This is a genomic window from Aestuariivirga sp., assembly GCF_046294715.1.
GTDB lineage: Bacteria > Pseudomonadota > Alphaproteobacteria > Rhizobiales > Aestuariivirgaceae > Aestuariivirga.
Genome location: NZ_JBKBKI010000006.1, coordinates 41,205 through 53,728, shown reverse-complemented (window position 1 = coordinate 53,728; position 12,524 = coordinate 41,205). Strand labels below are relative to the sequence as shown.

Annotated in this window: 12 protein-coding genes; 5 read left to right on the top strand and 7 right to left on the bottom strand. The window is 66.8% G+C overall.

The features are described from left to right. Positions 1 to 43: 43 nt before the first annotated feature. On the top strand, positions 44 to 934 hold the full coding sequence (locus ACK4HL_RS06240; RefSeq protein WP_409757308.1) for a DMT family transporter: 891 nt from the start codon (positions 44 to 46) through the stop codon (positions 932 to 934). Here ACK4HL_RS06240 and ACK4HL_RS06235 read toward each other — a convergent pair. Beyond that, a complete protein-coding gene (locus ACK4HL_RS06235; RefSeq protein ID WP_409757305.1) occupies positions 928 to 1,689 on the bottom strand; it encodes a sulfite exporter TauE/SafE family protein in 762 nt (253 codons plus the stop codon). The two genes, ACK4HL_RS06240 and ACK4HL_RS06235, sit on opposite strands and share 7 nt — an antisense overlap. 100 nt (positions 1,690 to 1,789) lie before the next feature. Between ACK4HL_RS06235 and ACK4HL_RS06230 the strand changes: the two genes are divergently transcribed. After that, entirely contained in the window at positions 1,790 to 2,338 is a 549-nt protein-coding gene (locus ACK4HL_RS06230) for an isoprenylcysteine carboxylmethyltransferase family protein (protein ID WP_409757302.1), read from the top strand. On the opposite strand, the gene ACK4HL_RS06225 is transcribed toward ACK4HL_RS06230, so the two are convergent. The 3 genes from ACK4HL_RS06225 to ACK4HL_RS06215 all read right to left on the bottom strand — a co-directional run bounded on the left by ACK4HL_RS06225 (position 2,293) and on the right by ACK4HL_RS06215 (position 5,887). Continuing rightward, complete coding sequence (locus ACK4HL_RS06225; protein WP_409757299.1) at positions 2,293 to 2,793, bottom strand: copper chaperone PCu(A)C; 501 nt, start codon at positions 2,791 to 2,793, stop codon at positions 2,293 to 2,295. The two genes, ACK4HL_RS06230 and ACK4HL_RS06225, sit on opposite strands and share 46 nt — an antisense overlap. Before the next feature lie 71 nt (positions 2,794 to 2,864). After that, positions 2,865 to 4,463 carry a M20/M25/M40 family metallo-hydrolase gene (locus tag ACK4HL_RS06220; RefSeq protein ID WP_409757296.1) on the bottom strand — a complete coding sequence of 533 codons (1,599 nt, stop codon included), beginning with the start codon at positions 4,461 to 4,463 and terminating at the stop codon, positions 2,865 to 2,867. After that, a complete protein-coding gene (locus ACK4HL_RS06215) occupies positions 4,460 to 5,887 on the bottom strand; it encodes a PLP-dependent aminotransferase family protein (protein WP_409757293.1) in 1,428 nt (475 codons plus the stop codon). Before ACK4HL_RS06215 ends, ACK4HL_RS06220 begins: the two co-directional genes overlap by 4 nt. A 71-nt stretch (positions 5,888 to 5,958) precedes the next feature. Between ACK4HL_RS06215 and ACK4HL_RS06210 the strand changes: the two genes are divergently transcribed. Further along, entirely contained in the window at positions 5,959 to 6,603 is a 645-nt protein-coding gene (locus ACK4HL_RS06210) for a pyridoxamine 5'-phosphate oxidase family protein (RefSeq protein ID WP_409757290.1), read from the top strand. 19 nt (positions 6,604 to 6,622) lie between these two features. On the opposite strand, the gene ACK4HL_RS06205 is transcribed toward ACK4HL_RS06210, so the two are convergent. The 3 genes from ACK4HL_RS06205 to ACK4HL_RS06195 are packed head-to-tail and all read right to left on the bottom strand — an operon-like array spanning position 6,623 to position 9,837. Next, positions 6,623 to 7,033 carry an ion channel gene (locus ACK4HL_RS06205; protein WP_409757287.1) on the bottom strand — a complete coding sequence of 137 codons (411 nt, stop codon included), beginning with the start codon at positions 7,031 to 7,033 and terminating at the stop codon, positions 6,623 to 6,625. Continuing rightward, the gene (locus tag ACK4HL_RS06200) at positions 7,030 to 8,427 is read right to left on the bottom strand and encodes a M20/M25/M40 family metallo-hydrolase (protein ID WP_409757284.1); all 1,398 of its coding nucleotides are present in this window, start codon (positions 8,425 to 8,427) and stop codon (positions 7,030 to 7,032) included. The genes ACK4HL_RS06205 and ACK4HL_RS06200 overlap by 4 nt, the downstream gene beginning before the upstream one ends. Positions 8,428 to 8,436: 9 nt before the next feature. Next, positions 8,437 to 9,837 (bottom strand): M20/M25/M40 family metallo-hydrolase, encoded by a 1,401-nt coding sequence (locus tag ACK4HL_RS06195; RefSeq protein ID WP_409757281.1) that lies wholly within the window; start codon positions 9,835 to 9,837, stop codon positions 8,437 to 8,439. A gap of 77 nt (positions 9,838 to 9,914) precedes the next feature. Between ACK4HL_RS06195 and ACK4HL_RS06190 the strand changes: the two genes are divergently transcribed. After that, positions 9,915 to 11,465 carry an SLC13 family permease gene (locus ACK4HL_RS06190; RefSeq protein ID WP_409757278.1) on the top strand — a complete coding sequence of 517 codons (1,551 nt, stop codon included), beginning with the start codon at positions 9,915 to 9,917 and terminating at the stop codon, positions 11,463 to 11,465. A gap of 12 nt (positions 11,466 to 11,477) precedes the next feature. Then, positions 11,478 to 12,485, top strand: a complete 1,008-nt coding sequence (locus ACK4HL_RS06185; protein WP_409757275.1) for a universal stress protein — start codon at positions 11,478 to 11,480, stop codon at positions 12,483 to 12,485. Positions 12,486 to 12,524: the final 39 nt, after the last annotated feature.

The following is a 12,524-nucleotide window of genomic DNA, read 5'->3' as shown; positions in this document are numbered from 1 at the left end:
GGGCATTGTGACGCCCCGCCCTGCCGGGCTAGTGCTTTCCGGCATGCTCCGCCTGCCCCAGAACATCGCGCTTCGCGCCGGGCTCTTCATGGTGCTCGCCATGGGCTCCTTCGTGGCCAACGACACGATCGTGAAGCTCGTGGGCAAGAGCCTGCCGGTGGGCGAGATCATCATGGTGCGCGGCGCGATCACCATGCTGCTGATCGGGGCGATCTGCGCCTGGCAGGGGCTTCTCCCCGAACTTCCCAAGATCGGACAGCGCAGCGTGCTGCTGCGCAGCACGTTCGACCTCATCGCCACGGTCGCCTTCGTCACCGCCCTCATGCACATGCAGATCGCCAACCTCACGGCGGTGATGCAGGCGGTGCCGCTGGCCGTCGCCCTCCTCTCCATGGTCTTCCTCAAGGAGCAGGTGGGCTGGCGGCGGATGTCGGCCATCTTCGGCGGGTTCATCGGCGTGCTGATGATCGTCAGGCCCTCCGTGTCGAGCTTCAACGCCTATGAGCTTCTCGCACTCCTCATCGTCTTCGCGGTGGCGATCCGCGACATCCTGACGAAGCGCATCCCGGCGCGCATTCCCACCTTCGTGGTGGCGCTCGGCAATGCGGGATTCGTCACGGCCGGGGGCGCGCTGCTCTCCCTGGCGGAGGGCGCGCAATGGCCGGAGCCGTGGCAATTGGCGCTGCTGGCGCTCGCCGCCGTCTTCCTCTCATCGGGCTATCTCTTCATGGTGGCGACGCTGCGGCTCGGCGAACTCTCCGGCACGGCACCCTTCCGCTATTCGATCATGGTCTTTGCCATCATCTCGGGCATCGCGGTCTTCGGCGAATTCCCGGACCGGATCGCCATCCTCGGCATGGTGCTGATCGTGGCGAGCGGGCTCTACGCGGCGCATCGCGAGGCGATCCGGGCCCGCTCGCGCAAGGATCAATGATAGCGCCAGAATGACAGGGCGGTGAGGCAGACGGCCCAGACGAGGATGCCCCTGCGCACCGCCACCTGCGGCACGCGCATGGCGATCTTCGCGGTGAAGTAGCCGCCCGTCATGGCGCCCCCCATCATCACCAGCGAGGGAACCCAGCGTATCACCCCGGCCTGCGCGAAAATGGCGATCGAGATCAGCGTCATCAGCGTGATCGTGACGTTGCGGATGGCGTTGGCCTCGTGGATGGTCATCTGCGAGAAGATCGCATAGATGGCGAACATGACGATCCCCATGCCCAGCCCGAAATAGCCGCCATAGACGAAGACCAGGAACTCGAGCAAGAAGGACAGCCACAGCCAGCGGCTGCCGTCGAAGGCGAAGTCGCGCTCGAGCTTGTTCTTGAGCCATGGCCCCAGCGCGAAAGACAGGGTCGCGAAGAGGAGGAGCCACGGGATCACTGCCCGGAATGCCTCCTGGCCCGTCGAAATGAGAATGAAAGAACCCAACAGGCCCCCTGCCGCGGCCAGCCCCAGCCTGAGCCCCAGGTGCCTGCGCACTTTCGCCAGTTCCCGGCGGTAGACGACGCTTCCCACCACATTGGCCGGCAGCACCGCCACGAAGTTCGAGGCATTGGCCTCGATCTCCGTCATCCCCGCCGCGAGCAGCAAGGGAAAAGTCATGAAGCCCGCGCCGCCCGCCATGACATTGATGAAGCCCGCCAGCAGGCCGCCGGCGAAGAGCAGGAAAAACTGGGTGATGTCCAAGTCGGCACTCGCGTGTGGTGGCTCCTTATGGCGGAGGGGGGAGGGCCTCCGCAAGACGGCCTTTCATCCGCTGCCGGAATCCGCCTAGACTGGCCGGACCATGTGGCTCAGCATCACCATCCTGTCGCTCGTCACCCTGCAAAGGCTGGTCGAGGCCTATATCGCCATGCGCAACACCAAGCGCCTCATCGAGAAGGGCGGCTTCGAGGTCGGCTCCAACCGCTTCGGCTTCGTGGTGGCGCTTCAGGCGCTGTGGCTCATCGGCCTGTGGTACCTGGTGCTTTACCAGGCACCCCTCGTGTCGCTCCCCTGGATCTATGCCTATGTCGTGCTGGAAGCGGGCCGCGGCTGGATCGTGGCGGCGCTCGGCAGCCTGTGGACCACCCGCATCATCGTGGTGCCGGGCGAGAACCTGCCGGACGAAGGTCTGGCGAGCTGGCTCCGCCATGCCAATTATCTCGTCGTCGCGGCCGAAGTCGTCATTCTGCCCATGGCCTTCGGGCTGTGGTGGTACGCGCTGCTGTTCGGAGCGCTCAATGTCGCGCTGCTCGCCTGGCGCATCCGCTCGGAGGACGCGGCGCTGAAGCCGCTGCGCGAGCCGCCTCAGCCGCCGGAGCCTTCGGAGCTCTCCATCCCCTCCGAGCCGTGATCGTGGCCGCCCTCGGCCACGGAGCCGACGGGCACCTTCACCTCCAGCGCCCCCGCCTTCTCGAAGGTGAGCGTCAACTCGAGAATCTCGCCCTCCTTCAGCGGCTGCTTCAGCCCCATCAGCATGAGGTGATAGCCGCCGGGCTTCATCTCCAGCGTGCCGTAGGCCGGCAGCTCGAGCGGGCCCGCCGCCATCATCTTCATCACCCCGTCGACCAGTTCGGTCTTGTGCACCTCGGCGGATCTCGCGGCGGGGCTCGCGGCGGAGACGAGGCGGTCTGCCTCGGCCCCATGATTCATCAGGCTCACATAGGCGGCAGCCGATTTCGCCACCGGCGTGGCGGAGGCGCGGGCGAAGGCCTTCATCACCATGATCTCGCCGGCCTCGGCGGCAGGTGCCAGGATGGCGAAGCAAACGGACAGGGTGGCGGCAAAGCTCAGGACGGTGGGGCGCATGATGTTCTCCTGGCGGGCGTTTTGACCGCTGGTTCGAGGCATGTCACGCAAAAAGGCGCCGCGGGTTCCGCTCACCGGCGTTCGAGTGCGCGGTCGGCGGCGTTCGCCGGGATCCACCATTCCCGCCCGCGCGGCGTCTCGACATAGTCAGGCCAAGGGAAATCGACGGGCGGCTCATAATCGCACCACGGGTGCGGGTCTTCCGCCTTCTCCCTCCGCTCCCGGAATTCCTGCTGCGCGCGCTCCAGCGCTGTCTTGTCCGTCATCAGGTCGAGGATCGTTCCGGCGATGGTCTTCGCCGCCGTCTCCACCGTCGGATCGATCGCCGGCGGCATGCCGCCCAGCGCGTTCAGCGCCCATTCGGGATAGGCAAAGCCCGGCGGCGCCTTGAGCACGGCGCGACCCACGTAGAAGCGCACCGTGGGCGCGAACCAGGTCATGTCGGTGTAGTCGTCGGAGGTGTAATGCGTCTGCCAGGATGGAAGATCCTTCCTCAGCCGCAGCTCCGCCTCCTGCGGCGGCACGAGCACGCCGAGTTCGTCGGCGAAAGGCTCGGCCATCGGTTCGAGGCCCAGCTCCTTCTGGAGCTGCCGGGCCAGCGCCGTCGCATCCTCGCCGTAGCGCGGCGCACCGGCGCGCTCGAGATTGCGGAAGGTGATCTCCGCCATCGCATGGTTGGCAAGCCCCGGCTTCGACTTCGATACCCAGTGCCGCTTCACCGTGCAGTGCGCGGCGGCGGCGGCAGCCTCGGCATTGCGGTCGAGCACGGCGTAGATCTTCTTCAGCATCGCCACGTCCGGGGCGCGGGCGGCGAACATGATGAGCGCCATCTGGGCGGCGAGATTGTCGGCCGTCGCCTGGCCGCTCGCGAGGATCGTCTCGTTCAGCGTCCAGGTGCCGGTGTGCGGCAGCATGTGGTCACGCATCATCTTGGAGAGCGTGTACATGGCCACCACCGCATCATTGGCGCCGGGGGCGCGGGCCGCCGTGTGGGCGGCGGGGATCGGGGCTCCCGCCGCGTCCGTTACCGCGCCCTCGAGCCATGTCTCGGGCCGCTCGCACAGGAACTCGTAGACCGCGGCGTAATAGGGACCGCAATGCGTGTCCCAGCGCGCCGTGTTGCACAGCGGCAGCATGTAGAAGGGGTGAAAGGAGATGATGGCGTCGAGCCCGTCATAATAGCCCCTGGCCGCGTGGATGGGCTTGGAGCCCCTCACCTTCTCGGCGGGCTCCCCCATGAACCGGATCGTGCCCGTTATGCCGTGCTTCTGCATCGCCTCCTTGGCCGCGAGAGCGCCGACGAGCGAGCCCATGCCGAGTGCGGAATGCGGGTCGGTGTGGCCGCCGGCGAAGCGCGAAAGGCCCTGGCGCGGCTGGCGCCACGGCACGGCCGCCTGGCAGTTGCCCGGAACCGCGTCGTACTCGGCATAGGCCATGATCGTGGGTCCGGGGCCATTCGACCATGTGGCGGAGAAGGCCGTCGGCATGCCGCCCGAGCCTTCCTCCACGGTGAACCCCTCCTCCTTCAGCTTCGCCACGTACCAGGCGGCGGAGCGGTATTCGCGCCAGGCGGTTTCGGCGAGATGCCAGATGTGGGAATTCCACGCCGACCACTGCGGATGGTTCTCCTCCACCCAGCGGAACGCACAGGCGCGTGCGGCATCGGTCATGACAGGGCCTCGATCAGTGTTGCGGCGGCTTTTTGCAGTTCGGCCTCGGTGAAGCCGGCGAAACTCAGGAGCAGACCCTGGCGGCGGTCTTCTCCGCCATAATGGCTCGACAGCGACTGCACCTCGATGCCGCGGCGCTCCAGCTTGCGCGCCGCCTGCTCGTCACTCACACGGCCTCCGAGGCGCAGCAGCAGCATCAGCCCGGCCGGCGGCGCGTCGATTTCATAGAGCCTGCCGTGGGCGGGCTTCAGCGCCTCGATGAGGGCGCGGCGGCGGGCCGCATAGATGCGCCGCATGCGGCGGATATGGACGGCGAAGGCGCCGGAGTTCATGAATTCGGCGAGAGCCGGCTGGGCCATCAGCGAGGGCGGCGCCCCGTGCGAGAGGCGCTCCTCGCGGAAGCGGGCGACGAGCCGTTTCGGCACCACGATGTAACCCAGCCTGACGATGGGCGAGAACACCTTGGAAAAGGTGCCGGTGTAGATCACGCTGGCGTTGGCATCGAGGCTCATGAGGGCGGGAAGCGGCTTCCCGACATAGCGGTATTCGCTGTCGTAATCGTCCTCGATGACGATGGCCTTGGCCTCCGCCGCCCAGTCGAGCAGTTCGAGGCGGCGGGCGAGCGGCATGGTGACGCCCGTCGGGTATTGCCGCGCCGGCGTCACGAAGGCGGCGCGGGCCTTTGGCGCCCGCTCCCGCCCCGCGGCCACCACCAGCCCCTCGGCGTCGACGGGCACGGGCACGGCGGAGACGCCGCCAAGCGAGAAGATGCGGCGCGCCGTGGGGTAGCCCGGCTCCTCGAACCACACGCTGTCGCCCGTCTTCAGCACCGCCCTGCCGATCAGGTCGAAGGCATCGAGCCCGCCGGCGGTGACGACCACCTCCTCGGCCGTGCAGCCGATGCCGCGCCATTCGTAGAGATGTCGGGCGATCGCCTCGCGCAGCGGCATCCAGCCGAAGGCGTCGTTGTGCTCGAGGAGCGCGATGGGAGGGTTTCGCCAGAACCGCCCCAGGAGCCTGCCCCAGTCTTCGTGCGGGAAGTTCTCCCAGTCGACGAGGCCGGAACGGAATGGCCGCGCCGGCTCGCGGGAGAAGGCCAGGCGAGGAACGGCCCGCGCCGCCTCGCGCGGCGGCGCCGTGAGGAGCGTTTCCGGCAGTTCCGCCGCAACCCGGGTGCCGGAGCCCGAACGGGTTTCGAGATAGCCCTCGCTCAAGAGCTGCTCATAGGCCTCGACCACCGTGGCGCGGGCGACGCCGAGTTCCTCGGAAAGGGCGCGGGTGGAGGGCAGCTTCGTCTGCGGCTTCAGCCTGCCGCTCAGCACCAGCGCCCGCACCTGACGGGCGATCTGCTGCTGGATGGGCTCGCGGTCTTCCCGGTCGATGCCGATCTCGCTGGCCGAGGTGCCGAGAAGTGGTCTGCTCATTGCGGCTGTTCTTGGTCCTTTCCGCTAGACCATACAGCGGGCATTCGGGGTGCACAACCGGAGTGACGAGAATGGATGCCCCGACGGAGAGAACCCGCGTGAAGCGCCTCAACAAGCGTGCCCGATACGACGAAGAGACGGTGCACGGCATACTGGACGCGATGCCGATCTGCACCGTGGGCTACGTCTTCGGCGGCGCACCCTACGCGACGCCGACGCTGCAGTGGCGCGAGGGCGGCCACGTCTACTGGCACGGCTCATCGGCAAGCCGCATGCTCGAGGCGTGCGAGGAGGCGCAGGTCTGCCTCACCGTCTCGATCATCGACGGGTTCGTGATGGCGCGCTCGGCCTTCAACCACAGCTGCAACTATCGCTCGGTGATGGTGTTCGGCACGGCGCGGAAGGTTTCCGATCCGGCGGAGAAGGAAGCCCGCCTCAGGGCCTTCACGGAAGGGCTGTGGCCGGGCCGCTGGGACATGCTGCGCCAGATGACGGCGCAGGAGCTGAAGGCCACCACCGTGCTCTCGCTCTCCCTCGACGAGGCATCCGCCAAGGTCAGGAGCGGCCCGCCGGGAGACGACGAGGAAGACTACGCGCTTCCCGTCTGGGCGGGCGTCATCCCGGTGCGGCAGCAGGTGCTGTCGCCGGTCGACGACCCGCGCCTGATGCCGGGACTGACGCCGCCCGAGCACATTCGCCGGTTCAAGATCGGATAAGCCCGCCCCACTGCCTTCCTCAGGCCGTGCGCCGCACCAGTTCCACCATGTGAGCCGTGGACCAGCCGAAGCTCAGAAAGCCGTTGGCTGCCGTCAGGCCGGAGAGCAGTCGCCATTCGTGGCCCAGCGTGATGTCGCCAAAGCCCACCGTGCTGTAGGCGACGAGCGAGAAATAAAGAGCAGGCTCGAGCGCATCGAAGGCCCCGACGAGAAGGAAGGCGCCGGCCCAGATCCAAACCTGCACGCTCAGCACCAGCATCACGAACAGGACGCCAAGCACGATTGCGCCGGTGTTGGCGAAGCGGTGCAGGCGGTGGCGAAGGATCAGCATGGTCTTTTCCATCCGCCGCGAGAAGGCGGCGAACATCTCGCCCTGGACGATGGCATTGAGCACGATGACGATCGTGCCGATAGCGAGCTGGGCGATCACTTCCCGAGTTCGCCCATGATGCGCACCCAGCTCCGGATGCCGCGCCGGTAGCTCTCCACGTCGTACTTCTCGTTGGGGCTGTGGATCGCATCGTCGTTGAGGCCGAAGCCCACGAGAATCGAATCCATGCCGAGAATGTCCTTGAAGAAGCGGCAGATGGGGATCGAGCCGCCGGAACCCATCAGCACCGCGTCGCGCCGGAACTCGTCCTTCAGCGCCTTGGCGGAGCGGGCGATGAAGGGGTTGTCCTCGGCGATCTCGGTCGCCGGGCTGCCGCCGCCCTTTCCGGAGAATTCCACCCTGCAGTCCTTCGGGATCAACCCCTTCACGAAGCGCTGGAACGCCCTCAGCACCTTGTCGGGGTCCTGCTTGCCGACGAGCCGGAAGGTGAACTTGGCGTGGGCCTGGGAGGGGAGCACCGTCTTGGTGCCCACGCCAGTATAGCCGCCCCAGATGCCGTTCACCTCCGCCGTGGGCCGCGCCCACACCTGCTCCAGCACGCTCTTTCCCTTTTCGCCAGCAGGCTCCCTGAGGCCAACCTCCTTCAGGAACTTCGCATCCGAGAAATCGAGCGACTGCCACTGCTTCTTCGTGGCCTTCGGCAGGTCCGAGACGCCGTCGTAGAAGCCCGGAATCGTCACCTTGCCGTTCCTGTCGTGAAGCGCGGCGATCACCTTGCTCAGCACCCGGATCGGGTTCATCGCGGGGCCACCATACATGCCGGAATGGAGATCGATCCTGGGGCCGGTGATGGTGATCTCCTCGTGCACGAGGCCGCGGAGCCTCGTGGTGATGGCGGGCGTCTTGGCATCCCACATGTTGGTGTCGCACACGAAGGCGGCGTCGCAGGAAAGCTCCTTCCGGTTGGCCTTGAGGAAGGGCACGAGCGAGGGCGAGCCCGATTCCTCCTCGCCTTCGATCAGGAAGGTGGCCCTGATCGGAAGCGAGCCGGTGGCGGAGATCCAGGCGCGGGCCGCCTCGATGAAGGTCATGAACTGGCCCTTGTCGTCCGCCGTGCCGCGCCCGTACATGCGCTGCACGCCGTTCTTCGCCTTCTTCACCATGGGCTCGAAGGGAGGCGTTTCCCAGAGTTCGAGAGGGTCCGCGGGCTGCACGTCATAGTGTCCGTAGAAGAGGAGATGCGGCGTCTTCCGCGTCGCCTCCTTGGGCGTGTAGTGCGCCACCACCATGGGGCGGCCCGGCGTCATGCGGGCCTCGGCCGTGAAGCCCAGGGACTTCAGATCATCGACGATCGCCTGTGCGGCCTTCTCGCAATCGCCCGCATGGGCGGGATCGGTCGAGATCGAAGGGATGCGCACCAGCCTGAAGAGGCGCTCGAGGCTGTTGTCGAAGTCACGGGCGGCTGTCTCGAGCACGGCGTTCAGTTCGGTCATGTCGGTCGGTCACTCTTCTGCAAATTGCGCGATGATGCGGGCCCAGCTGCGGATGCCGCGGCGCAGGCTTTCGATGTCGTATCTCTCGTCCGGTGAATGGGCGCCGAATTCGGCCTGCGAAAAGCCGACGAGCACGCTGTCCACCTTCAGGTGCTTCTTGAAGGATTCGACCACGGGGATCGAGAAGCCGCCCCCCACCAGCACGGCCTCGCGGCCGAACTCATCCTTCAGCGCGCGCCGCGCCGCGGCGATCCACGGCGTCGTCTCGGAGACGGCGATGCCGGTCGAATCCCCTCCGCCGTCCTGGAAGCGGGCCTTGCAGTCCGGCGGGAGCCGGTCCCGGACGAATTTGCGGAAGGCCTTGCGGATCTTCCGCGGGTCCTGCCCCTCGACCAGACGGAAGCTGAGCTTGGCGGTGGCCTCCGCCGGGAGGACGGTCTTCCTGCCCGGCCCCCTGTAGCCGCCGAAGATGCCGTTCACCTCCGCCGTGGGCCTGGCCCACATCTGCTCCAGCGCGGAATAGCCCTGCTCCCCCGCGGGAATGGAAAGGCCGACGTCGCCCAGAAACTGCTTCGCCGGGAAGTTCAGCGCCTCCCACTGCTTGCGGAGCTTCGGAGGAAGGGGCTTCACCCCGTCGTAGAAGCCCGGGATGGTGATGCGGCCCCTGGCATCATGGATCGCCGCCAGGATGCGGCTCAGCACCCGGATCGGGTTCTGGGCCGGGCCGCCGTAATAGCCGGAGTGAAGATCGACCCGCGGACCGGTGACCGTCACCTCGTCGCTGATGCAGCCGCGGAGCCTCGTGTTGATGGCCGGGGTCTTCTCGTCCCACATCTCGGTGTCGCAGATGAAGGCGGCATCGACCGGGAAATCCGCGGCGTTGCCCTTCAGGAAGGTGTCGAGATGGCTGGCATCGCCCTCCTCGTCGCCCTCGATCATCACGGTGAGGCGGAACGGCAGCCTGCCGTGAACCTTGAGCCAGGCGCGGCTGGCTTCCAGGAAGGTCATCAATTGGCCCTTGTCGTCACAGGCGCCGCGCGCAAAGATGGCTTTCTGGCCGCCCTTGCCCTTCCGGATCTCTGGCTCGAAGGGGGCGGATGTCCACAATTCGAGCGGATCGGCGGGCTGAACGTCGTAATGGCCATAGAACAGGATATGCGGGGCCGCCCGCCCACCGCCCGGCGGCACGTAGCTGGCCACAACCAGGGGCTGGCCCGTCGTGCTGCGAAGGCCCGCCTCGAAACCCATGGACTTCAGGTCGCGCACCAGCCATTCGGCGGCCCTGCGGCAATCGCCGTGGTGCGCCGGGTCCATGGCGACGCTGGGAAAGCGCAACAGTTCGCAAACGCGTTCGACGCTCTGAGGAAATTGTTGATCTATTTCGGCGAGAACGGAATCGGGATGAACCAAGATGCCACCAGAAGGCCGGAAGGCCTGAATCGCCTGAACAATGTCACGGGCGAAGCCCCTGCGGCAAGGGCCGCGGCATGAGCGCGCGCGCGGTCGAATTCCAGCTCGCCCGCGACAGCCTCCAGGCGCATGAGCCCTCGGCGGGCCTCAAGCGCATCCGCCGCAAGGGCTACCAGAGCTTCCTCGCCTTCATGGCCGGCCTGGACCTGGCCTTCCTCTGGAAGCGCCGCTGGTTCGTCATCACCATGGTGGTGGGCTTCGCGCTGATGGCGGCCCCCACCCCTTCCGGCCTCACCCACGAAGGCCAGGTCGTGCTGGTGATGTCGCTGATGGCGACCATGCTGTTCATCACCGAGGCCATCCCGCTCCCCACCGTGCCGCTCCTCATCATCGTCGGCCAGGTGGTGCTGCTGAAGGTCGATCCCACCAAGGTGGCGCAAAGCCTGATGACGGATTCGGTGCTTTTCATCATGGGCTCGCTGATGCTGGCGGTGGCGATCGTGCGCCAGCGCCTCGACAAGCGCATCGCCTGGTGGATCGTGCGCATCACGGGCACCAACATCTACTCGATCAGCTTCGGCATCACCGCGGTGTGCGGCGTCATCGCCGCCTTCATCGGCGAGCACACGGTAGCCGCCATGATGCTGCCCGTCGGCGTCACGCTCATCACGCTCACCTCGAACGACCCGAGGAAGGTGCACAACCTCGCCGCCGTCATCCTGTTCTCGATCTCCTACGGCTGCTCGATCGCCGGTGTTGCGACACCCTCTGGCGGCGCGCGCAACGCAATCATCATCAGCTACTGGAAGGACTTCTTCTACAACCCGCTCGATCCAGAGACGCGCCGCTTCCTCATGGATTACGTGACCTGGATCGTCTACGCCTTCCCGATGTTCCTGCTGCGGCTGCCGATCGTCACGGCACTCCTCATCTTCACCTTCAAGCCGGAGGTGACCGACATGTCGCGCGCCATAGCGAGGCTCCGGACGCAGGTGTCCATGCAGGGGCCGATGCGCGCCTCGGACTGGCTCACGATCCTGATCTTCGCGCTCACCATCGTCGGCTGGGTCATGCTCTCCGACACGCTGGGGCTCGGCGTGATCGCCATCGGCGGTGCGGCGGCCTTCCTCGTCCTGGGTCTGGTGCGCTGGGAGGACATCAACTCCGGCGTCAACTGGGGCGTGGTGCTGCTCTACGCGGCGGCGATCTCGTTGGGCGTCGAGATGAAGGCCACGGGTGCGGCCGAGTGGGTGGCCGACAGCGTCTTCCAGGTGATGCACGCAATGGGCGCCAGCGGCACCTTCGGCTTCAACGCGGTGATCTCGCTCCTCACCATCGCCGTCTCGAACACCATGACGGCGGGTGCGGCGGTGGCGGTGCTCGCCCCGATCGTGCTGAAGACGGCAGTGGCCGCCGGGCAGGACCCGATCAGCGCCGGCTTCGTCACCGCCATTTCCTCGGCCTTCGGCTACCTGACGCCGGCCGCCCAGCCCGCCTTCACCATCATCTATGCCTCGGGCTTTCTGAGAGGGACCGACTTCTTCAAGATCGGCATCCGGATGATGGCGCTGTCCTTCGTGGTGCTGCTGGCGATTTCGGTGCTGTACTGGCCCTTCCTCCACCCCTAGACTTGGGCCGCCATGCTGTTCAGGCGCTCCATACTCTCCGACCGGCAGGAAGCCGCTGTCCAGAAGACGCTTCAGAACCTGCGCGCCCAGCGCCGGAACCGGTTCCGCATCCTCGCCTGCATCGACGGGTCGGAGGAATCGCTGGTGACCGTTCGCTTCGCGGCGCGCTTCTCGGTGCAGGACAATTGCGACCTGATCGTGCTCTACGTGCGGCCGATCGATTCAGGGCTGCAGTCTGGCGGACTGCAGGTGCGGCTGGCGCGCCAGAACTTGCTCGACGCGGGTTTCGAGATTCCCGGAGTGAGCCACCTGAAGGAGTCGCTCGACATCCTCAGGGAAGAAGGGATCGACGTTTCCGGCTGGCCGAAAGAAGCCCAGCGCAGCGACGCCTGGGGCGACCCGGCCGGCGACAACAAGCTCGAATTCCGGAGCCCCGAGGGCCGCGTCGTGGTGCTGAAGCTGAAGACCGCGCCAGACGTGGCGAACGGCATCCTGGACCAGTATGAACTCGGCCCCTACAATCTGATCATCATGGGCGAGCCTTCGAAGTGGCGTGGCGAGTTCATGGCCTTCTTCGATTCCGGCATCGTGCAGACGGTCACCACCATGGCGCCCTGCTCCGTCCTGGTGGCGCGCGACAGCCTCGAGAAGCGCGGCTTCTTCATCTGCACCGACGGTTCCTCGCGCTCCATGCAGGCGGTGCGGCGCGCCGCGGTGCTGGCGGAGGTGGTGGGCGAGCCCATCACGCTGTTCTCGGTCGCCGACAGCCCGGCCGGCAAGCCCGCGGCGGAGGAGGCCGTGGCCAATGCCCGCGCCCTGCTCAAGGCCATGAAGATCCAGGTGGCGGAAGCGCGCGTCGCGGTGGGGCGGCCGGCGGAAGAGATCGTCGAGAGCGGCTCGCTTTACAAGGTCATCGTGGTGACGGACGAGGGGCGCTCGCGGCTCGAGCGCCTGATCCGCGGCTCGACGGCGACGGAAGTGGTGCGCAAGGCGCGCACAAGCGTACTGGACGTGAGATAGTAACGGCCCGCCCTGCCCCTCACGGGCGAAATGCGGAGG

What these genes read in the sequence shown, in the direction of transcription:
- ACK4HL_RS06240 (WP_409757308.1), top strand. Translation starts at nt 44, where the DNA reads ATGCTCCGCCTGCCCCAGAACATCGCGCTTCGCGCCGGGCTCTTCATG.
- ACK4HL_RS06230 (WP_409757302.1), top strand. Translation starts at nt 1,790, where the DNA reads ATGTGGCTCAGCATCACCATCCTGTCGCTCGTCACCCTGCAAAGGCTG.
- ACK4HL_RS06225 (WP_409757299.1), bottom strand. Translation starts at nt 2,793, where the DNA reads ATGCGCCCCACCGTCCTGAGCTTTGCCGCCACCCTGTCCGTTTGCTTC.
- ACK4HL_RS06220 (WP_409757296.1), bottom strand. Translation starts at nt 4,463, where the DNA reads ATGACCGATGCCGCACGCGCCTGTGCGTTCCGCTGGGTGGAGGAGAAC.
- ACK4HL_RS06215 (WP_409757293.1), bottom strand. Translation starts at nt 5,887, where the DNA reads ATGAGCAGACCACTTCTCGGCACCTCGGCCAGCGAGATCGGCATCGAC.
- ACK4HL_RS06210 (WP_409757290.1), top strand. Translation starts at nt 5,959, where the DNA reads ATGGATGCCCCGACGGAGAGAACCCGCGTGAAGCGCCTCAACAAGCGT.
- ACK4HL_RS06200 (WP_409757284.1), bottom strand. Translation starts at nt 8,427, where the DNA reads ATGACCGAACTGAACGCCGTGCTCGAGACAGCCGCCCGTGACTTCGAC.
- ACK4HL_RS06190 (WP_409757278.1), top strand. Translation starts at nt 9,915, where the DNA reads ATGAGCGCGCGCGCGGTCGAATTCCAGCTCGCCCGCGACAGCCTCCAG.
- ACK4HL_RS06185 (WP_409757275.1), top strand. Translation starts at nt 11,478, where the DNA reads ATGCTGTTCAGGCGCTCCATACTCTCCGACCGGCAGGAAGCCGCTGTC.